This window comes from Photobacterium galatheae, from assembly GCF_000695255.1.
In the GTDB taxonomy this organism is placed as follows: Bacteria; Pseudomonadota; Gammaproteobacteria; order Enterobacterales; family Vibrionaceae; genus Photobacterium; species Photobacterium galatheae.
Genome location: NZ_JMIB01000003.1, coordinates 106233 through 126391 on the forward strand (window position 1 = coordinate 106233; position 20159 = coordinate 126391).

At 51.4% G+C, this 20159-nt stretch carries 18 protein-coding genes; 6 read left to right on the forward strand and 12 right to left on the reverse strand.

The window, feature by feature from the left end; genetic code table 11:
* Positions 1 to 69: 69 nt before the first annotated feature.
* The 3 genes from menH to EA58_RS01605 are packed head-to-tail and all read right to left on the reverse strand — an operon-like array spanning position 70 to position 3981.
* Positions 70 to 876 carry a 2-succinyl-6-hydroxy-2,4-cyclohexadiene-1-carboxylate synthase gene (gene menH, locus EA58_RS01595; protein ID WP_036748138.1) on the reverse strand — a complete coding sequence of 269 codons (807 nt, stop codon included), beginning with the start codon at positions 874 to 876 and terminating at the stop codon, positions 70 to 72.
* A complete protein-coding gene (gene menD, locus EA58_RS01600; RefSeq protein WP_235199525.1) occupies positions 866 to 2617 on the reverse strand; it encodes a 2-succinyl-5-enolpyruvyl-6-hydroxy-3-cyclohexene-1-carboxylic-acid synthase in 1752 nt (583 codons plus the stop codon). Before menD ends, menH begins: the two co-directional genes overlap by 11 nt.
* Complete coding sequence (locus EA58_RS01605) at positions 2617 to 3981, reverse strand: isochorismate synthase (protein WP_051641835.1); 1365 nt, start codon at positions 3979 to 3981, stop codon at positions 2617 to 2619. The genes menD and EA58_RS01605 overlap by 1 nt, the downstream gene beginning before the upstream one ends.
* A gap of 206 nt (positions 3982 to 4187) precedes the next feature.
* Here EA58_RS01605 and EA58_RS21515 point away from each other — a divergent pair, with 206 nt between their 5' ends.
* Positions 4188 to 4427, forward strand: coding sequence for a hypothetical protein (locus EA58_RS21515; protein WP_152547905.1), 240 nt, complete (start codon positions 4188 to 4190; stop codon positions 4425 to 4427).
* A 139-nt stretch (positions 4428 to 4566) separates the two neighbouring features.
* On the opposite strand, the gene EA58_RS01615 is transcribed toward EA58_RS21515, so the two are convergent.
* The 7 genes from EA58_RS01615 to EA58_RS01645 form a co-directional block, all read right to left on the reverse strand.
* The gene (locus EA58_RS01615) at positions 4567 to 6018 is read right to left on the reverse strand and encodes a bifunctional 2-methylcitrate dehydratase/aconitate hydratase (protein WP_036748144.1); all 1452 of its coding nucleotides are present in this window, start codon (positions 6016 to 6018) and stop codon (positions 4567 to 4569) included.
* A gap of 42 nt (positions 6019 to 6060) precedes the next feature.
* Positions 6061 to 7248, reverse strand: coding sequence for a bifunctional 2-methylcitrate synthase/citrate synthase (prpC, locus tag EA58_RS01620; protein ID WP_081819525.1), 1188 nt, complete (start codon positions 7246 to 7248; stop codon positions 6061 to 6063).
* Between the two features lie 211 nt (positions 7249 to 7459).
* On the reverse strand, positions 7460 to 8329 hold the full coding sequence (gene prpB / locus EA58_RS01625; RefSeq protein ID WP_036748147.1) for a methylisocitrate lyase: 870 nt from the start codon (positions 8327 to 8329) through the stop codon (positions 7460 to 7462).
* Positions 8330 to 8357: 28 nt separating this feature from the next.
* Positions 8358 to 9068, reverse strand: coding sequence for a GntR family transcriptional regulator (locus EA58_RS01630; RefSeq protein ID WP_051641843.1), 711 nt, complete (start codon positions 9066 to 9068; stop codon positions 8358 to 8360).
* Positions 9069 to 9313: 245 nt separating this feature from the next.
* Positions 9314 to 10105 carry an SDR family oxidoreductase gene (locus EA58_RS01635; RefSeq protein ID WP_036748151.1) on the reverse strand — a complete coding sequence of 264 codons (792 nt, stop codon included), beginning with the start codon at positions 10103 to 10105 and terminating at the stop codon, positions 9314 to 9316.
* A 69-nt stretch (positions 10106 to 10174) separates the two neighbouring features.
* Entirely contained in the window at positions 10175 to 10678 is a 504-nt protein-coding gene (locus EA58_RS01640) for an Mpo1 family 2-hydroxy fatty acid dioxygenase (RefSeq protein ID WP_036748153.1), read from the reverse strand.
* Positions 10679 to 10834: 156 nt separating this feature from the next.
* Positions 10835 to 11752, reverse strand: a complete 918-nt coding sequence (locus EA58_RS01645) for a DMT family transporter (RefSeq protein ID WP_051641836.1) — start codon at positions 11750 to 11752, stop codon at positions 10835 to 10837.
* Positions 11753 to 12172: 420 nt separating this feature from the next.
* Between EA58_RS01645 and EA58_RS01650 the strand changes: the two genes are divergently transcribed.
* The 3 genes from EA58_RS01650 (at position 12173) to EA58_RS01660 (ending at position 14317) form a co-directional block, all read left to right on the forward strand.
* Positions 12173 to 12754, forward strand: a complete 582-nt coding sequence (locus tag EA58_RS01650; RefSeq protein ID WP_036748155.1) for a chloramphenicol phosphotransferase CPT family protein — start codon at positions 12173 to 12175, stop codon at positions 12752 to 12754.
* A 159-nt stretch (positions 12755 to 12913) separates the two neighbouring features.
* Positions 12914 to 13516, forward strand: coding sequence for a LysE family translocator (locus tag EA58_RS01655; protein ID WP_036748157.1), 603 nt, complete (start codon positions 12914 to 12916; stop codon positions 13514 to 13516).
* Positions 13517 to 13552: 36 nt separating this feature from the next.
* Entirely contained in the window at positions 13553 to 14317 is a 765-nt protein-coding gene (locus tag EA58_RS01660; protein ID WP_036748160.1) for a phosphotransferase, read from the forward strand.
* A gap of 69 nt (positions 14318 to 14386) precedes the next feature.
* On the opposite strand, the gene EA58_RS01665 is transcribed toward EA58_RS01660, so the two are convergent.
* The gene (locus EA58_RS01665) at positions 14387 to 15886 is read right to left on the reverse strand and encodes a PepSY-associated TM helix domain-containing protein (RefSeq protein ID WP_051641837.1); all 1500 of its coding nucleotides are present in this window, start codon (positions 15884 to 15886) and stop codon (positions 14387 to 14389) included.
* 107 nt (positions 15887 to 15993) lie between these two features.
* Positions 15994 to 16365, reverse strand: a complete 372-nt coding sequence (locus tag EA58_RS22150; protein WP_152547907.1) for a hypothetical protein — start codon at positions 16363 to 16365, stop codon at positions 15994 to 15996.
* A 479-nt stretch (positions 16366 to 16844) separates the two neighbouring features.
* Here EA58_RS22150 and EA58_RS01675 point away from each other — a divergent pair, with 479 nt between their 5' ends.
* Together EA58_RS01675 and EA58_RS01680 are read left to right on the forward strand one after the other, a co-directional pair.
* The gene (locus EA58_RS01675; RefSeq protein ID WP_036748162.1) at positions 16845 to 17702 is read left to right on the forward strand and encodes a hypothetical protein; all 858 of its coding nucleotides are present in this window, start codon (positions 16845 to 16847) and stop codon (positions 17700 to 17702) included.
* Between the two features lie 8 nt (positions 17703 to 17710).
* Positions 17711 to 18586, forward strand: coding sequence for a hypothetical protein (locus EA58_RS01680; protein WP_036748164.1), 876 nt, complete (start codon positions 17711 to 17713; stop codon positions 18584 to 18586).
* The last annotated feature ends 1573 nt before the right edge of the window (positions 18587 to 20159 follow it).

Consider the following 20159-nt stretch of genomic DNA (forward strand, 5'->3'; position numbering starts at 1 on the left):
TGCAACCCGTCACCAAACTTTGTTTTTGCGCATGGTTAGAAGCCGTTCATAAGACTGCTATCATCTGACTCATACCGGTTCGGACTGTCGAAGCGAGATCTGCCGAAGAACCTGTTCCCGCAGCACCCGGGCAACAACCTGCGGCTGATCTTGATGCGCGTTGTGCCCCGCCTTTGAAATCCGGGTTGACGGGAAACCACTTTCCAGTGCCAGCCGGGAAAACTTGCTGTCCTGCGCACCAAACAGATAATGCACAGGCACCGGCTGGGCTTTTAATAGCGCCAGCAGTGCATCCTGCCGGGCCAGAGATGTTGCCAGCAGCATATGCGCAACGCAGTCGCCCGAATTCTCGCTGCGGCGGGTCACCAAATGCTGTGTCTGTGCTTCATTGAGGGATGCGAATACCGGCTGCTGATACCAGTCATTTAAGACGGCAGTGATTGGCTCACGGCGAAAACGGCGTGCCCAGCGCTGATCATGACGCCAGCGCAAAGCTCTGTCCGTCGCCGAAATCAGTCCGAAATGCCCCCCCTCGACCACCAACCCCCGGATATCCAGCGGTGCAAACAACCTGTTGGCGACCCCATGCATGGCAATCCGGCCACCAAGAGAATACCCGACCAGCACAACAGGCCGATTGGATAAGTGGTTCGCGATGAGTGTCTCCTTCACCTGCCAGACCGTCTCATCGAATGAGGCACAGCGCACGTCACGGCTTTGTCCGTGGCCAGGTAAATCCAGCGTAAAGCAGGTCTGCGCCTGTAAATCACCGGTGCAGGCTCGCCAGTCATCGCTATTCCCCAGCAGGCCATGCAGAAAGACGAGCACCGGCTGTTCCATATCCTCCCCGAAGGCATGAAAACGGCTATAAAGCATGCAGCCTCCGGATCAGCTCACTGAGTTGCCCGACGGCCTGACCCGGCGGGGTCTGGACTTCAACCAGCAAGGCGCCTGTCCCCGTATTGAGGTGTTCACTGACGACAGACTGATAGTCCGCCAGCGTTGCGGCTTTGCAATAACCCAGCCCAAACTGGCGGGCAGCATGGGCAAATTCATAGCCATGAGGCATTTGATATAACCGCTGCTTGTCATCTTCCGGCACAGGCAGCAGATCAAAAATCGCACCGCCGTCATTATTGGTGACCACGATCACGACAGGATCTGCACAATGGCTCAGTAATGCCAGTGAGTTGAGATCGTGCAGCAACGCAGTATCGCCCAGCATCAGCATCAGGGGTTTTCCGGTGACCCGCTGAACACCCGCGGCCGTGGCAACCAGCCCGTCGATGCCCGACGCACCACGATTGGAATACACCGCCCGACCATCAAAAACCGTCAGCATATCCACCAGTCTGGCAATCAGGCTGTTACCGAGAAACAGGCTGGCCTGCTGCCCGCGCTGACTCAGATCGATCGCCAGCGCCATTTCCGTGAGACCGGGATGCGCTGTCCTGTAATCGTCCAGCAACAACTGCACTTTCCTGTTGGCACTTTGCGTCTGCCTGCGCCAACTCTCTCCGGTACCATCGGTTTTCTGTGCCGGTAATACAGACTTCACCGCACGAACCCAGTCTGTAATCTCCGCAATCATGTGACGCTGCGGCAGATGACTCTGATTGTTCCTGTGATGATCCGGCGACACATACCAGTATTCACAGCAACCCTTGCTCACCTGCCGGGCCAGCCACTGATTCAGACGCTTGGAAATCAGTCGCGAACCAAATTGCAGGATCAACCGGCAATCGTTCAGTGGCTCCGCCAGCGCTTGATGCTGTAACCAAAGGTCATAATGCGCCCAGTCACTGCTCATGCCGGATTGCGGATCACACAGCAGCGGACACCCCAGCGTTTCAGCCAGCTCTGCCACAGCACGGGCATCCCGGACGGATAAATCACCGGCAATGATCACCGTGTGACCGGCAGCCAGTGCTGAGCAATCCGGCGGCAACACAGGTGCCGCTTTACCGAGGTCATAGCGGGTATAAGGCGTTGATTGCATCCGCCAGTCCCCCAGTGATTGATAGTAAGCACTGTCTTCGGCCAGATCGGCATCCCCGTACAACGGCTCAGGAAAAGGGCAGTTGAGATGCAGCGCGCCGCCTTCACACTGCTGACGATGCATCAGCGCATCGACCGAGGTCAGCAGCCAGCTCAGCGGGACCGCTTGTGACGGGCTGGGAAGATTCAGGTGAGCCGTGACATGACTGGAAAACAGCCCCGGCTGATGAATCGCCTGATTGGCACCACACCCGATGAGTTCAGCCGGGCGATCCGCAGTCATCAACACCAGTTTTTCCCCGGTCAGTCCTGCCTCGACCACCGCAGGCAACAAATTGGCGACCGCAGTGCCGGACGTGACCACGACGGCCACAGGCTGACCGCTGGCTTTTGCCATGCCCAACGCCAGAAAGCCCAGTCCGCGTTCATCGAAATGAGTATGCAGCGTCAGCTTCGGGTTCGCATCGGCTTCCAGCGTCAGTGGCGTCGAACGCGACCCCGGCGCCACACAAACATGAGCAACCCCCAGCCGGGTCAGCTCTTCCAGCATAGTTCTAGCCCACAAGCGATTCAGTTGCGCCTGCGTGATGGATTTCATGCCGGAATCATCTGTTGCCATCAGGCCACCTCCGACACAGGCAAGTCAGAACGAACGTCTGTGAAAAGCGATAATAACGTCGACATTTTCTTATCCACCTCCTGCCATTCACTGGCAGGATCTGAACCTTGTACAATGCCAGCTCCGGCGTATAGCTGAAGTTTTTCATCCATCAGATACGCGCTGCGCAGCGCCACACAAAATTCGGCTTTCGGCAGGCTGACATAACCCAGCGACCCGGCATACCAGCCCCGCTCAAAGGGTTCGTGATTCAGAATAAACTGCATTGCCTGCTGACGCGGTAACCCGGCCACCGCCGCAGTCGGTTGCAGCGCATGGAGCAGCTTTGCACCGCAGACATCAGGTTGCAGCACGCCGCTGATATGCCGTTTCAGGTGCTGCACCTGTCGTAACCGGACCAGACTGACCGATTCATCGACCGTCACTGAATCGGTATATGGACGAATCCGTTCAAGAATATCATCGACGACATACTGATTTTCCTGCAAATTCTTGGCATCCAGGCACAACCACCGCCCCAGCCGCTGATCGTGCGCGCCGTTTGTGCCCCGGCCAATCGTCCCGGCCAGCGCTTCGGTTTGCAGTCTTCTGCCTTCCCGACGGTATAGTCGCTCTGGGGTCGATCCCAAAAATGCGCGCCTTGCATCTAAGGCCAGCAGGAAATGGAAACTGTGCCGGTTTTCCTGCTGGCTGGCTTTCAGAACCTGAGCAGCGGTGCATGCTGAGTCGAAGGTCACCGTCGTCTGCCGGGCAAGCACAACTTTATCCATCAACTGCGCCTGAATGTCGTTCAGCGCACCTTTCACCAGTGTGTGCCAGCCGTCTTTGGTGGGTGTATGCCGGACAGACACAATGCCTGAAGTAATCGGAGAAACTGGTAAGTACTCACTTATTAACTGCTGTAAAACCTTGATCACCGTCTCTTTGCCCGCATGCAGGTTCACAGCCAGCGACCAATATTCACCGGTTCGGATCAACTCAAGATGCGGTAGAAAAAAGAATGAAGACTTCGCGGTATCACAGTTGTCTGCCTGACCATCAAATGCCCGACAGCCCCAGATGCGCTGATCATCCTGTAAAATCGCATAGGCTGGCATCGGATCTGAAAACGTTACTTGCTGTCCCAGCGCGACCACTTCTTCGTAACCATCCCGGGATTGCCAGTAGAGTTTCGGGTAAACCGGCTGTGCATCAAACCAGTCTATACACGGGTTCACTGAAGTGCCCGTCAGCGGTTGATCATTCAAAGGCTCAACCAAACGTACGACACCTTCAGCCGCCCTTTTAATACGTTCAATCAATGTGGCCATAGCCTGACAGAAGTGAAACACCTTTAACCTCGCTGAACAGAAAATCCGACCCATCCATCTCTGCATTCTATTCACTGATGCAGATGCAGGGCTGAACCAGATCAAAGTTGACCGTTTTTCCAGGGAATAAAAAATTCCGTCCCGGAAACTTGAAGTTCTTTTCACCGTCCTTATATCTCTAATCAGAAAGCCCCAATTTCAGCCAGTTTATTTTTTAGGGACGACAGGACGATGATTCCTGCCTGATGATAGAGGTGAGCATGCTGACGCAATTTCCAAGGCTGCATCTGGAACTGACAGAAAGCCGCCAGCCGTTCAATCCGGATGGTCCACCCGAACTCAGTCAATACAATTGGCCTGCAAGTCAGACCTTTCCGGCCAGACCGGTCAATGACAACACATTTCGCCTGACGCGGGTACAGTTTGTAGTCGTGATTGCTGTAAAACGCGAGGCAGAGCAACTGAAACCACGACTCAGTCAGCCGCCCGTGCTTCATTAACAATTCGCACAATGAACGACTCTGATTTCAGGAGGGAACGTTCAGGGTGCAGCCGTCGGATCAAAGCCATAAAAAAACCGGCGCATCATGCGCCGGTGTCATTTTGAACGTTCTGAATCCGGACTCAGCCGTCATCGGCTCAGTTCATCACAAACAGTGACATAAACTCATGAACCGGGGTGGCTTCCAGTTTGGCCTGATCGCTGCAAAGTTCAAAAATCTGCTCGCATCGACCCTGCGGGAAGCGGGTTTGCAGATTCCGTTTGAATTTACGTTCCAGTACCGGAATGCCTTCTTCACGGCGACGACGGTGACCGATCGGGTATTCAACTGAGACTTTTTCCGTACAGGTGCCATCGTTAAAGAAGATCTGAATAGAATTCGCGATCGAACGCTTGTCCGCTTCCAGATATTCCGCGCTGTACCGCTTGTCTTCAATGACTTCCATCTTGCTGCGCAGCACATCAATGCGGCCGTCGCCCCGGTGGAACTCATCTTCGTAGTGCTCAGCAACCAGATCCCCGTGAATCAACGGCACCGCAATCATGTATTGCAGGCAGTGGTCCCGGTCGGCCGGATTCGCCAGATCACCGGATTTGGAAATAATGCGAATGGCAGATTCATGGGTGGTCACTTCAATCCGTTCAATCTCATCCAGCCGTTCTTTCACTTTCTCATGAAGTGCAACCGCGCACTCCACCGCGGTCTGCGCATGGAATTCTGCCGGGAAGGAGATCTTGAACAGCACATTTTCCATCACATAGCTGCTGAAGTCCTGATTGACCTTGAACGGCTGACCATTGAACAGCACGTCGTAGTAACCCCACTTCGGCGCCGTCAGCACAGACGGCAGGCCCATTTCGCCTTTCATGGTGATCATCGCCAGACGCACCGCACGGGACGTTGCATCACCCGCCGCCCACGATTTCCGGGAACCGGCATTCGGTGCATGACGGTAAGTCCGCAGCGAACAGCCATCAACCCAGGCCTGAGACACGGCATCAATGATCTGATCCCGGGTGCCGCCCAGCATCTTAGTCACCACAGCCGTAGACGCCACACGCACCAGCAATACATGGTCCAGACCCACCCGGTTATAACTGTTTTCCAGTGCCAGCACGCCCTGAATTTCATGGGCTTTGATCATCGCCGTCAGTACATCGCGCATCGTCAGCGGTGCTTTACCTTCCGCCACCGCAACCCGGCTGAGGTAATCAGCCGTCGCCAGAATACCGCCCAGATTATCTGACGGATGGCCCCATTCTGCCGCCAGCCAGGTATCGTTGAAATCCAGCCAGCGAATGATGCAGCCGATATTAAACGCCGCCGTCACCGGATCCAGCTCATGTGACGTGCCCGGTACCCGCGCGCCGTGCCGCACAGTCGTCCCCGGAACCGTCGGCCCCAGATGCTTGGTACACTCCGGAAAACGCAGTGCCAGCAGGCCACAGCCTAAAGTATCCATCAGACAGTTCCGGGCCGTGTTATAAGCTTCCACAGAAGTGATCTCGGTCTGCGCCACATAATCGGCAATTTTCACCAGCAGTTCATCGGGTTGCGGGCGTTCATTCAGTTCAACATTGAGGCTCATTCATCTTTCCTTTTACTTCAGAGTCTTAGATTAGCGTACGGCTTATTTACGTTTTTCAATGGGCAGCCAGTCCTGATGATCCGGACCGATATAGTCGGCACTCGGACGGATAATCCGGTTATTGGCGCGCTGCTCATACACATGGGCCGCCCAACCCGTGACCCGGCTCATCACGAAAATCGGGGTAAACAGCTTGGTCGGGATCCCCATGAAGTGATAGGCCGAGGCATGGAAGAAATCGGCATTGGCAAACAGCCCTTTTTCGCGCTTCATCACGGCTTCCACCCGTTCAGAAACCGCATACAACCGGGTGTCGCCCACATCCTGAGACAGCCTGTGTGACCAGGCTTTGATCAGCGCATTGCGCGGATCAGATTCGCGGTAAATCGCATGACCGAAGCCCATGATTTTTTCTTTGTTCGCCAGCATCTTCAGAAGATTGGTTTCTGCTTCATCCGGCGTTTGCCAGTGCTCAATCATCGCCATCGCCGCTTCATTGGCCCCGCCGTGCAGCGGGCCGCGCAGGCTGCCAATGGCCGCAGTGATGCAGGAATGCAGATCCGACAACGTTGACGCACAGACTCGTGCGGTGAAGGTCGAGGCATTGAATTCGTGCTCGGCATAAAGAATCAGCGAACAGTGCATGACCTGTTTGTGCAGTTCAGAGGGCGCTTTCCCGGTCAGCATTTCCAGAAAATACCCGCCAGTGCAGTCCTGATCCGAACCAGCCGTCTCAATTCGCACGCCGTCATGGCTGAAGCGGTACCAGTAGCAGATGATGGCTGGCAGCAGCGCCAGAATTGTATCGGTTTTATCCGCCTGCTGACTGAAATCCATTTCCTGATCCAGATTGCCCAGCATCGAGCAGCCGGTGCGCATCACATCCATCGGATGGGCATCCGCCGGAATCGCTTCCAGCACGGTTTTCAATGCATCCGGCAAACCGCGTTTGGCTTTCAGTGTGGCTTTGTACTGATCCAGCTCGGCCTGCGTCGGCAGCTTGCCTTTCAGCAGCAGATAAGCGACTTCTTCAAACTGCGCATGATGCGCCAGATCCGTAATGTCGTAGCCGCGGTAAGTCAGGCCGGTGCCGGTTTTCCCGACAGTACACAGCGCCGTACTGCCGGCACTCTGACCGCGCAGTCCTGCACCGCCCAGGGGTTGATTGTGTGAACTGTCCTTGTTTGCCGTGTGTTGATTATCCGCTGTCACTGAGTGTGTCGCAGTCATTACAGGCTCCTTTCTTCACGTTGTGTCACGTTATGGATTTGGCCCGGCTTCGGGCAGAGACGCTTACGTCATACGCCTTCTCATTGATGATGTTTTTTGACTGATATTTTTACGTTGATGTTTATTCGTGCATGTTCGTTCGCTGATGCTCTTTCACTGATGCACACTGCTTTTCACACCCCGTGAACGGCGAAGCGGTGTGCCTCAGGCATTACCGGCCACTGAACAATTGATCCAGTTTTTGTTCATATTCATGGTAGCCAAGATATTGATACAACTCCTCGCGGGTTTGCATTTGATCCACCACGTTGCGCTGATGGCCATCGGTCAGCAAATGCTGATAGACATTCAGGGCCGCCTGATTCATGGCCCGGAAAGCAGACAGCGGATAGAGCACCATATCGACCCCTTGTTCAGCGAGTTCTTCGCAGGAGAACAGCGGTGTTTTGCCAAACTCGGTGATATTCGCCAGCACCGGCACTTTGACTGCATCAACAAACTGACGGTATTGTTCCAGCGTGTTGATCGCTTCCGGGAAGATCATGTCGGCACCCGCTTCGACACAGGCAATCGCCCGTTCAATGGCCGCATCCATGCCTTCAACCGCCAGTGCATCAGTCCGGGCCATGATGACAAAACTCTCATCCTGACGAGCATCGACCGCAGCTTTGATGCGATCCACCATTTCGCTCTGAGACACGATGGCTTTATTCGGACGATGGCCGCAGCGTTTCTGCGCCACCTGATCTTCCATGTGCACCGCCGCAGCCCCTGAACGTTCCATCTCCCGAATCGTCCGGGCAATGTTGAACGCGCCGCCAAAACCGGTATCAATATCCACCAGCAGCGGTAAATCACAGGCTGCGGTGATCCGTCGGACATCTTCCGTCACATCATTCAGCGTGGTGATGCCCAGATCCGGCAGCCCGTAAGATGCATTGGCGATGCCGCCCCCCGAGAGATAAATCGCCTGATGCCCCACCTGCTGCGCCATCATGGCGCAATAGGGATGAATGGTACCGACCACCTGTAACGGATGATTGTCGGCCACCGCCTGACGAAAACGCTGTCCTGGTTTCATAAATCACTCCTTGTTTCATTCGGTTCATTCAGCGCGCTGAGGGTTCATCCTTTCTCAGCTGGCTTTCAATCAGTGTCCGGCTGCGCATGATGTGGCGACGCATCAGCATTTCTGCCAGTTCACCGTCGCGATCCCGGATGGCTGACAAAATCTGCACGTGTTCGTTGAGTGCACGTTCCGGGCGGGCGTGCGAGCGTGGCGACTGATACCGGTACATGCGCAGCAAATGGTACAGCTCATCGCACAGCAGGCTGATCAGCTTGCTGTTCCGGCTGGCCTTGATGATGCGATAGTGAAAATCAAAATCGCCGTGCTGATGAAAATAAGAAGCCCCGTCTACTTCTTCGATGTGTTCCTGATGCTGTCTGAGCAGATGTTCCAGCCCTTCCAGTTCTTCTTCCGTAATATGGGCGCACGCCTGACGGGCAGCCATGCCTTCCAGTGCTTCACGCACCGCATAAATCTCAATCAGTTTTTCCGGACTCAGGGCAACAACCCGCGCTCCGACATGTGGCACCCGCTCAACCAGCCCCAGTGCTTCTACCCGCATCATGGCTTCACGCAACGGCCCGCGACTGACGGCAAACTGCCGCGCCAGTTCCGGTTCAGAAATTTTGCTGCCGGCCGGAAACACGCCCGTGACAATCCGCTCAACCAACACTTCCAGCAAGCTGTTCGATTTGGTTGGCTCTTTAGTGTTCTCGGTTTTCCCTGAAGTGCCTGCGGGAACTTCCTGCACATTGTCGACAATATCAATACTCACAGCACTCACCACCCGACTAGAATCGACAGATTGTTAACAATCATCGTTTAATAAAGTAAAAGTAGACCGGACTCAGCCATCCAACAAGTTGATTGTTGACAAAAAATGAATCCCGGGCGAAAAGATTGTCAACAATGTGACGAGAATCGAGAAAGTGTTGAGAAGAGATTTCAGGAAAATACAAACGCAGAAAATTGGGGGCTGACATGCCCCCGGACAGATTAACGGTAGCTTGTTTTTGCCGTCATCATGTTAAACAGCTGCGGGAAGAATCGTTTGATGGTCGGTGCCCAGCTACTGATCCCTTTGCCGATCACCACCTCATCTTTTCGGGCCGCAATGGCTTTGAGCATCTGGCGTGCCGCATCTGCCGGATCCATGCCATTTTCAATGGAAGCTTCAGGTTTATTCTGTGCTTCGCCCTGTCCGTTCAGTGAGTTATGACCAATCGCCGTTTTCACGGAGCCCGGGCAAATCGTCAGGCAATGAATCCCATGCTGAGTCACTTCGGCCCGCAGGCAATCCATAAACCCGACCACCGCATATTTCGAGCCTGAATAGCCTGTCCGGAATTTCGAACCGACTTTCCCGGCCACACTGCTGATCGCCACCACGCTGCCGCCCCCGGTTTCAATCATCCGTGGCAGAACCGCTTTGGTCATCGCGACCAGACCGAAATAATTCACTTCCATCAACTGACGGTACACCTTGAATTCATTTTCCAGAAACAGGCTGCGCTGTGAGATCCCGGCATTGTTCACCAGAATATCAACACGGCCAACCGCATCCAGTACGGCCGGAATATCCTGCATCAGCCTTTCCGGTTGCGCCATATCCAGCGGCACTACTTTGTGATTGCCCGGTGCAAGCTCAGCTTTAATGGCCTCTAACTTTTCTTGACTCCGGGATGAAAGAATGACATTCGCCCCCTGTTGCGCAAACTGCACCGCTAACTCGCGTCCAATCCCGGAAGAAGCACCGGTAATCCAGACGGTTTTGTTCTTAAACAGCATGACATCTCCTTGTCTTCAATTTGCTATTTCAGAGTTTCAGAATCCATTGTTCCTCGACTTTATCCCTGATCAAGGCTGAACAGGACCTGCATGCTGTTCGATATAGTCTGCTAAAGATGGGTAATACCCCAAAAGAAACAGCGCCTCAACCAGCACAAACAACGGACCGATGATCAGTCCGGCAAGATCATCCACAAAGGCAGGTTTTCTGCCTTCAAAATAGTGCCCGACAAACTGAATCACCCAGCCGAGAAAAAACAGACTCAGGCTAGCTCCCAGCCAGCCCGATACAGACAGCGCTGCAACCGGCGTCGCCGCAACTGTCATCACAAAAAGAATCACCGCCATGATGACACCCAGCGACAAGCTGAGCCGCAGATAATAAATCACGCACAGCACCACAGCGAGATGCGCACCATTCAGTGCCAGGGCACCGACTGACAGCTCGGTTCTGGCCAGCAGGCAAAGGGCTGCAAACACAATTAAAGGAATACCGACAAAGTGGGTCATGATGTTCCGCTTCGAACGATGATAACGTGCGTAAGTGGTTAATTGCTCTTCCAGTGTTTTCATCCCGCCTCCACAAAACCGAGCTGACGCTTTTACTCTAATCAGCACGCATGTTATCAGATTGTAAAATAAAGATTCTGTGATTCATGACCTATGTCAGAACAAAAAAAAGCCAGCACAATCGGCTGGCTGTCAGCGAAATCTCAACGGTAAAACCAACTAGCGTGTTGTCTCCGTCACCACTTTATTTTTACGAAAGGACGACAGTTTCACTTCATGAATCAGAATCGCACCCAGAATGCAGGCACCGCCCAGCATCTGCATCGACGTGACCAATTGACCCAGAAAGACAAAGCCCAGAATTAAAGCAAAAATCGGTTCAGACAACTCAACCAGTTGCACGGTCTGGCTTTTCAGAATGGTCAGTGATTTCGTGGTACACCAAAAACCACCAATGGTTGGCAGCAAGGCCAGCAGCAACAGTGTCAGCCAGACATCATTTTCCACGCCAACAACACCAGACATGGCAAATGGAATCAGCAGATATACCAGACCAAACATCAGCAGACCACAAACAGGAATTAAACCGCCGCCAATCTCCAGCTTTTTGTTCAGCACCAGGAACAGCCCGTAACCAACCCCAGCCAGTACCGCAAACAGGAAACCGGTCTGATCTGAACTGGCAATATTTTCGTTTTCCAGAAAAATTAAATACAGACCCAGAACGGCAAACAGCACCGACATCCATTCCTGTCCGGTCAGGTTGCGCTTTTCAAACACAGCATTGGCGAAAAATGTCACCAGCGTCGATACACCAAACAGCAGAAAGACGACCACGGCGACATTGAGCGTTTCATAAGACGCCGTTTCGAAAAAATACAACATGAAAAAGCCGAAGAAACTGCACACGGCCAGCGCTTTCCATTTTGATTTCAAATACGTCAGCAATGCCGGTAATTTCCCGGTCATCCCAAGTACCAAAAGAATAATCAGAAAAGCAACCACGCACTTATAAAACGCAACCGCTGCCGAGGGCATGCCAGAGGCAAATAAGTTAACACTCAAAATGCCAACCATGCCGTTAAAAAATGCCGCCAGTAATGCCAGAACGACACCAAAAATGTGTTTTCTATCCATGAATCATCTCTGTTAAAACGCGGTGGAAGGAGAAAATGCAGCGAACTGAGTATTTCCCACAGTCAGTAACTGCTGATTGAAAATAACGATAGCGAGAAAAATTCCGAGAGCGAATTCTCAACCCTGGATAATCACGCACATTACGTCAGCCTCAAACCACTGACAATATACTTCACAAGAGAATCGACGCACTTCACAAAATAGCCTCATCGACCGACGCCAGCAGGCTGCTCTGAAATGAGCACACGTCACTGGATGCCCATCGCAGAGGAAACGCTCAGTCCCTTTGATATTCAAAGAGTTAATCCTGTTTTTACAGTTGTTATTGATTCAAGTACATTTTATGCCGCTTTAGGTACGATAGATGCAATAATGCACACTCTGATGAATCTCCAACTCAAGACAAGGAAAGTCGCTCTCATGGATGTCATTTTTCTCAACGGCCCCAGCAGTTCGGGGAAAAGTTCTATTGCCCGCGCACTGCAAAATTGTCTGGATGATAATTACCTTCATCTCGGCATTGATGCTTTTATTGCGATGATGCCGGCAAAAGCCAATACCTTGAATGAATCAGACAAACCCGCCGAGGGCTTTTACTGGCGGACAACCACGCTCAATCAACAGTCCGTTCATCGCATTTCCTTTGGCCCCTACGGCAAAGCTGTGAATGAAGCCTATCGCACCACAGTCCGTCATCTGGTTGATGCCGGAATGAAAGTCATCGTGGATGATGTGCTCGATGGCGCTGAAGAAATGGCTATCTGGCAATCGGTGCTGGCTGGCAAACACTGTCTCTACGTTGGCGTGACCTGCTCAGCAGAAACCCTGATTCAACGCGAGCAACAACGCGGGGACCGGTATCCGGGATCAGCCCTTGAACAGGCATCCCGGGTGCATTGCGGCATTGAGTACGATCTTTTCATTAATACCGATGAATGTTCCCCCCAAACGTGCGCCCAACGGATTCAGGCGTTCATCGCCAGTCATCCACATCCTCAGTAACGAGGATAGAAGTTTTTGCGAATCACATAAAAGCCTCTTGATATCCGATGAAATCAGCATCATATCGAGAAGACATGTCCCTGTTCTGAGCAATGCGCATGGGCATTTTCTGTGGCTGCCAACATGTCACGCTCACACCAACCAAAGGAGCACGCCCATATGGACTACCTCTACGCCATGGTGCTGTTTGCCGTCTCATCTTCAGTGACGCCCGGCCCGAACAACATCATGGTGATGACCTCAGGTCTCAATTTCGGTGTCAGAAAGAGTTTGCCACTCCTGAGTGGAATCTGCATGGGGTTTGCCCTGATGCTGCTTTTAGTCGGTGTGGGATTCGGCCAGCTCTTCGAACTGTTTCCCAGTCTGCATTTCATCATTAAATGTCTGGGCGTACTGTACTTACTCTATCTGGCCTGGTTGATCGCCCGCGCCGGTGACATTGGATCTTCCGATGCCCAGACAAAGCCACTGGGCTTTATGAAAGGCGCCCTCTTTCAATGGATCAACGCCAAAGCCTGGGTGGTCGCCACCGGCGCCATTGCTGCATTCACAACAGTGGGGACTGACTTCCATAACCAGAACATGATGCTGGCAGCCACGTTTCTGGTCGTGTCTTTTCCCTGTGTCGGGGTCTGGCTGATGTTTGGCTCCCTGCTGAAGAAAGCTTTGACGAAGGCACACTATCGCCAGTGGTTTAACTACACCATGTCGGGATTGCTGGTGATCTCTGTACTCCCGGTCATTCAGGAAATTCTGAGTTAGTCGGAGGCCACTTTGTTCAGGCAGGAACTTACACAGATGGGTCACGCGCAGGTCTTATTGAAAGAAGATCATGGCGTGCCCTATATCGAAAAGCGGCATGCGACGGATGTCGAAATGCATTTTTACCTAAATATCGCACCTCAGCTGGCAACGTTGGGCGTGCATACCCCCCGGCTTTATCATTGCGATACAGAAAATCACGTTTTGCAGCTTGAATATATCCCGACCCCCGTCACACTGGAGGCATTAAACGAAGATTCGCGATGTTTCCGTCAGTTAGCGGCGATTCACCACTTTTCAAGGCTTCCGGAACATCCAAAACGCTTACACCAATGGACGGAACAACAAACCGTTCAGGCACTCCGTCATCTGCAACTTCCGGGCACCGCTGAAGCACATCTGCATCAGCTCAGAGCACAATCCGAAACGCTGTTTTATCCGCATGCCTGTCTGTCAGGTGACAGTAACGCCGGCAACTGGGGGATACGGGACAACGGTGATCTGGTGTTGTTCGACTGGGAACGATTCGGTGAAGGCAGCCCAGCCATTGATCTTGCACCGCTGGTGAAAGGCATGGGCGATCTGGCGTCCTATCAAGCCATCGCTGAACGCTATCTGGCGCATTCGTCTCTGTTGTCGAAACCAACTCTCATCCAACACCTCATTCTTGCAAAAGCCTGGATCGTGGTCGACGTGGTGAACATTCTGAAAGACCGGAATAAACCGGATGCTGATACCTATCTCAACTGGTTCCGGCAAGTGTTGCCGGCGTGGCTCCACAAGCACAGCGGTGACGTCTGACCGAACGCAGGATATCAAAAAGCCTCCAACGGAGGCTTTCACAATCAGTGCTCAGCGATCGGCCAGCGATCAGCTAAAGAATCGCGCCAAGGTCGGCACCCGGGCAAAAACCAAGCGGTCGGCCAGCAACACCGTCACCATCGCAATCCCCGCCAGTGGGAAGCACACCCCCAGCACAGCAATCACCACCGTCGCGCCTTTCCACAACGCCATGTTTTCCGGTGCTGGCGGTGCAGAAAGCGCCACTTTCCCTTTCGGACGGCGCAGCCACCACATCACGACACCACTAGCGCTGATTAAAATGAAGGACAGGCAGAGCAAAGTATTCACCGCTTTGTTCCAGCCACCAAAATCACCCTCATGCAGCGCAATGCCCCAAGCCATCGCTTTCGCCATGGGCGAATATTGGCTGTATTTGATGTCTGCCAGAACGTCGCCTGTGTACTGATTGAGATGCAAAGTTCGGTCTTGCGTGGCATCCGTGATGTCATTACTCATGGTGCTTTGCAGAATACTGTAGGAACCCTGCTCTCCTTTTGGCAGATTCACCCGAAAGGCCGTAAAGCCCTGCACTCTGGCGAACGCCACCACAGAATCCAGATTCACCTCGCCCTGAATGCCCTTTCTTGGAGTGCTATTTCCTTGAATGCTATTTCCTTGAGTGCTCTTTTCTTGGGTTTCTTGGGTTTCTTGGCCGTCATGATGACCTGCATGCGAAGGAGTGGATAACGGCATCGCCGTCTGCTCCAGATTCCACGGCACTTCCTTCAGATCACCATGATTCATCTCGGCATGTTTGGCATCCGACAAAGGCACATCACCAAAAACGCCGGTCGGGAAAGTATTCCATGCCTGCACCATCTTACTGCCCCAAATACCCGACCAAGACAGGCCGGACAGCAAAAACAGCAACAAAAACACCGCTGTGACCACACCCAGATTGGCATGGAGGTCGCGCCAGAAAGTACGCTTTCCACGCGTCAAACGAATCCGGAACATCCCGGCTTTGCTGGCATTGTCCCTCGGCCACCACAGATAGGCACCACTGACAATCAGGATCACGGCAAAACTGGCCGCCAGTTCTATCAGGCGATCACCCATATCTCCCATCAGCAAAGTGCCGTGGATCGACTCCGCCCACGCATACAGGTTGTTATCCCGATCCAGACTACCCAGCACTTCTGCCGTGTAAGGGTTTACAGTGACGAAAAGCCCCTGTCCGGCAGCGCTAACTACCGCAAACCGGCTGACATCTTCGGGTTGTTTCGGAGTCAGGTATTGTTTGATGGTCGCATCGGGATACGCCTGCTGAACGGCATCAAACTGCTGTGTCACCGGTACGGTCTGGGCTGCCGGTTCGACAAAAAGAAGGTCTTTCAAACGGAGATTGTCGATTGATCCGGCATAAAGCATCATCAGGCCCGTCACCGACAGCATAATTAAAAAAGGCACCACATACAGGCCCGCATAGAAGTGCCAGCGCCAGGCCGTCATATACCAGGCGCGCTGTGTCTGTCGTTGTTCTGGCAGATGTTCCTGCTGCGATGTTGAATCGTTCTGATTTTTCATTTTCTTCCTTCCGGTGCGCAAAAAACACGCACAAACAAAAAGCCGCTACCCGAAGGCAGAGGCATCAATCCAATTTCTTTGAATTCTGAGAAATGCGAGGGGGTGGTTTACGCTCGGGCGAAAACCTGTATCGCCAGCGGCGGCGCACGGGAAGGAAGAAGAAAGTAGTCCCACTGGCGTGGCGAGAACTGATAGGCGCTGAGCGGTTGTTCGCGAAGTTGAGTGCCCAGCCCCAGCCATCGGTCATCAGTATGAGCCAGGCTGAACATCCCGATGGGACAGTGCCCCTGAGGATCATGCTTGAGCTGATCCTTGCCATCGGCCAGTTTGACCAGTTTAAAACCACCAAGTGTACAAAGGCTTGCCCAGGTGCCGGCCGGTTGGTTATGAGCATTCACCACCGGCATCGCAACGATCAATAGCCAGCTCAACAGGCTGGCGATGATCATCATTCTGTGTAGTGGATTCACAGGGCGCATTTGTTCACTTATCTATGATTGCGCCAGCATACTAGTGCTTCGTGTATGGGTTCACAAGGGAATTGCGCCAGATATTGACTGATCTAACAAAAAAATAATGGATGCAATCATTGAAATTGTGTTGGTATGTCGCGTTTGCGTACAGTGCCAATCTCTGTATCTTTGTATGCATGCCATTCCTATGAGCACCTTCAAGAGACGATGTTATCTTTCATAAAATCAAACAGTTACGTCATTCCCGCGCAGGCGGGAATCCAGTGCCTTTTATGCTCGGACTCCCGATATAAGTTGAGAGTACTTCAGGCGACTGTCCCGGTATTTGCTTCGACTTATTTCCCCCCTTTCAAACGGGCTTTCAATTAACCTTCCTCACAAAACTGTCGTGTATTCAACACGATGTGTTTCATTTCAGTACAATGCAGATGATTGGCTGCCCGTGATTCATCCGCAGCTTTTCACCAACGAGACGATGGACACCTATGGAATCCCTGCGCACACAAGACATCATTCAACTGATCGATTCAGACAACCGCGCCGTGCTGGCAAAAGCAAGCGGTCTGCCTCATGCTGCGGCTAAATTCTGGCAACATCAGGACTTGGTCCGGCTGGCCTATCTTCGCCAGCATCACCTGATCACAGACAGTACCCTGCTCCGTCTGCTCAAGCGGGAATTCACATCGACTTACCAAAACATGGAACGCTGTGCGCTGATCGATCTGCTCGAACAGTACGGGCCCGATTCAACAGCGCGTCTCGACAGCGATCTGGACATCGTTTATTTGTGCCACCCCGATTTCTTACCCGCGCTCAAGCGTTTGAGAGCGATTGGCGTCACGGCAGATCTGGCGAAGTTTCTGACGGTCTCTGTCGAAGCCGATCATTACAGTCTTGAGATGTTTCACTATGTGCTGGATACGCAGCAAACTTTTCCTGAAACCACGCTGGCCGAAACCGCCGTGCTGTTGCTTAGCCTGCTGCACGACTTTGATGATCAGGACGATGAAACCGCACAATGGGAGAAAGGGATTGAGCGTCTGCTCACCGCAGGGCTGGATGTGAACCTGGCGTTAGACGGATACGATTTGGAAACCCTGGCCGAAGAAGCTTTTGCCTTCAATCCGGCGCAGTTTCCGCTGATTGCAAAACACGGTTTGACCCAAGACCGGCTGAACACGTTTGACTGGGAAGCCATCATCGGAATGGGTGTTGAACCCGACCACATCGACAATCTGCACTGGCTCGAAGCCGTTGGTTATCACCTCCCGAAATCACAAATTCAGCAATTGCTGGCAGATCACCAATATGATGCTCTGGCTAACCGGTTGTCGTCGATATAGGAAAAAACATGCGCACAGAATACACCGCACTGTTGCAGGCCATTCAGGATCAGGCACTGCCAAAGGTCAACGACCGACTCTACCCGGAATGCATGGTGGATCTGCTTGAAGCCTCAGCGCTGGACGCAATCCGGTATCTGCTGAACCAGACCGAGATGGGCCACCCGGATCAACGCTTCGATTTTCTGAGTACGGTGATGCAAAGCCAGATCTCTGGCGAACTAAAAGCGGCTGCAATGGATGTGCTCACCCCTTTCACTCACAATGAATCGCTGATTTTCAACATCGAAGAGATCATTTTTCAGCTTACAAATCAGCATGACAGCAATCTCGCCGTAGTGGAAAAAGCCATTGCGCTGGGCCTGAACATTGATGCCGACAGATTCCTTCTTTTTGGATGCAGCGCCATCATGCCCGGGTTATTCGAACTTCTGACGCAACACTATACATTTGATTCGACAGTCCTCGAACAAGCCTTTCAGATCGTCATCGACAATGACCAATGGGGGGAGACGAATAATCATGAAACCCAAAACAATCTGATCCGGGGTTTTATTCAGCACCTTCATCTCGATGTGAATCTGGCAGGACGAGGTGACCACGCATGGCTGTTTCAAAGCTGTTTTGAGAATGCCCCTTATGCCGCCAAGTACTTTTATACCCCGGCTTTCAGCCCACAGATGCTGGAAGACGAAGATTTCTGGGAACACATGGCCGATATGTATTTAGAAGATGAAGATGTCGCTGGTGAGTATGAACAGGCGTTTCGGGACTTGTGTGCCAGTGGGATTGAATTCGATAAGACTGTTTTGATGGATGTGCTGGAGTCGCGGGAATTGGGGGATTTTGTGGAGATTATGGGGAAGACGCAACGTACTGAATAAAGTGCATCTGTATGTCGCGCTTGCGTTCATTGTCAATTTCAGCATCTTTGTATGCGCGCCATTCCAATAACCATCGTCAAGAGACAATGTTATCTTTCATAAAATCATACAGTTACATCATTACGCGCAGGCGAGAATCCAGTGTCTTTTGTGCTCGGACTCCCGATATGAGTTGTGTTCTTTTTTATTATTTACTTGCCGGCACGCTCAGGAAAACAGGTCTCATACAGCAAGTACAGTTTCTGAGGCCGTCAGGTATGTCGCGCTTGCGTTCATTGTCAATTTCAGCATCTTTGTATGCGCGCCAGATACTCTTTGCTGGCACAAAGAGTACCCAGAAATGCCTTTTGGTTCTTTGGTGTTGTCCGGGTCGGTTGTAGGCGCTCCCGGCGCCGACAACCTAAAAATTCATCCATGAATTTTTCCCTAAATCTGAATAGATATAAACAAACTCATTTTTGGACAGAACTGTGCCAGTGAAATTACTAATTTAGCACCTCATGAATTACCTTGCGTATGGCAAAGTTAGTTCTCTAAAATCGCGAGAGTGTATGAATAGCCAACCTTCATTTCGATGACCAAATTCATCGAACCACTACACTTTCCTTATGAATTAGTGTTAATATGTCATATGTTTTAATTAATGATATGTTTTAATGAAGATTTACTACGCCAATGAGATTCCTAAAGAAATAAAAAGATTCTCTTTGATACTACTTCCCGATAATTATCGGTAAGCCTTTTAGCTATCTTTGGGATGATTATGGATATAAAACAACCTTTAGGGCATATTTTATTATTGATAATTCTGAAATTGACCTTGGGCTAATAAAAATATTATTCAAGGGTTATTTTAATAGTCACGAATATATAGAAAATGAATTTTCCTGCTCAGGTGGAGTTTATGATCTTAGCGATATGTCTAAACACAACTTTATCTCCATAGGTGAGGACATTGACTACTATAACATTATTAACTCTCAATTTAAAAATAACAAGAAGATAAAAAAGTACCTGAAAACTGTTAAAGATGTTTGCATTTTGTCATCTAGTACAGATGACTTTCAAAGTTGGAATGGTTATAGAGAGTCAATTTTGAGAGATTCGTCTCTAACATCAATTTATCAAAAGGTTTACAAACTGCTTTAGGTAGATATGAAGAATTGTCCCACTTTTCACTAGAGATAAATCAAGATAGTGGACACTCCCTAAAAATCTCATTTGACAATAATTTTCTACTACCTAGTAGAATAAATGTACTTATTGGAAAAAACGGGAATGGAAAAACAAGAACTCTTAAGTACATATCTGACATATATACTGGTGTGAATAATAGTTTTAAAGAGTGGCCATACTGTAATAAACTTATTGTCGCTTCATTCTCCCCATTTGATCAGTTCTTTACAGATAAAGAGCTATCTTTAGAGTTAAGGCATGACAAATCTAGGAACGAAGAAATCGACTTGATTAATGGGTATTCTTATATTGGCTTTAAGGACAGCTCATCCAACTTTAATTTAGAGTCATTTACTGAAAGAAGTGTTCAATCATATATGTCCACTTCCCCTATGCT

Bases quoted from the DNA above. Each gene is read 5' to 3' on its own strand.
- menH (WP_036748138.1), bottom strand. From the start codon at position 876: ATGCTTTATAGCCGTTTTCATGCCTTCGGGGAGGATATGGAACAGCCG.
- menD (WP_235199525.1), bottom strand. From the start codon at position 2,617: ATGGCAACAGATGATTCCGGCATGAAATCCATCACGCAGGCGCAACTG.
- EA58_RS01605 (WP_051641835.1), bottom strand. From the start codon at position 3,981: ATGGGTCGGATTTTCTGTTCAGCGAGGTTAAAGGTGTTTCACTTCTGT.
- EA58_RS21515 (WP_152547905.1), top strand. From the start codon at position 4,188: ATGCTGACGCAATTTCCAAGGCTGCATCTGGAACTGACAGAAAGCCGC.
- EA58_RS01615 (WP_036748144.1), bottom strand. From the start codon at position 6,018: ATGAGCCTCAATGTTGAACTGAATGAACGCCCGCAACCCGATGAACTG.
- prpC (WP_081819525.1), bottom strand. From the start codon at position 7,248: ATGACTGCGACACACTCAGTGACAGCGGATAATCAACACACGGCAAAC.
- prpB (WP_036748147.1), bottom strand. From the start codon at position 8,329: ATGAAACCAGGACAGCGTTTTCGTCAGGCGGTGGCCGACAATCATCCG.
- EA58_RS01635 (WP_036748151.1), bottom strand. From the start codon at position 10,105: ATGCTGTTTAAGAACAAAACCGTCTGGATTACCGGTGCTTCTTCCGGG.
- EA58_RS01640 (WP_036748153.1), bottom strand. From the start codon at position 10,678: ATGAAAACACTGGAAGAGCAATTAACCACTTACGCACGTTATCATCGT.
- EA58_RS01645 (WP_051641836.1), bottom strand. From the start codon at position 11,752: ATGGATAGAAAACACATTTTTGGTGTCGTTCTGGCATTACTGGCGGCA.
- EA58_RS01650 (WP_036748155.1), top strand. From the start codon at position 12,173: ATGGATGTCATTTTTCTCAACGGCCCCAGCAGTTCGGGGAAAAGTTCT.
- EA58_RS01655 (WP_036748157.1), top strand. From the start codon at position 12,914: ATGGACTACCTCTACGCCATGGTGCTGTTTGCCGTCTCATCTTCAGTG.
- EA58_RS01660 (WP_036748160.1), top strand. From the start codon at position 13,553: ATGGGTCACGCGCAGGTCTTATTGAAAGAAGATCATGGCGTGCCCTAT.
- EA58_RS01665 (WP_051641837.1), bottom strand. From the start codon at position 15,886: ATGAAAAATCAGAACGATTCAACATCGCAGCAGGAACATCTGCCAGAA.
- EA58_RS22150 (WP_152547907.1), bottom strand. From the start codon at position 16,365: ATGCGCCCTGTGAATCCACTACACAGAATGATGATCATCGCCAGCCTG.
- EA58_RS01675 (WP_036748162.1), top strand. From the start codon at position 16,845: ATGGAATCCCTGCGCACACAAGACATCATTCAACTGATCGATTCAGAC.
- EA58_RS01680 (WP_036748164.1), top strand. From the start codon at position 17,711: ATGCGCACAGAATACACCGCACTGTTGCAGGCCATTCAGGATCAGGCA.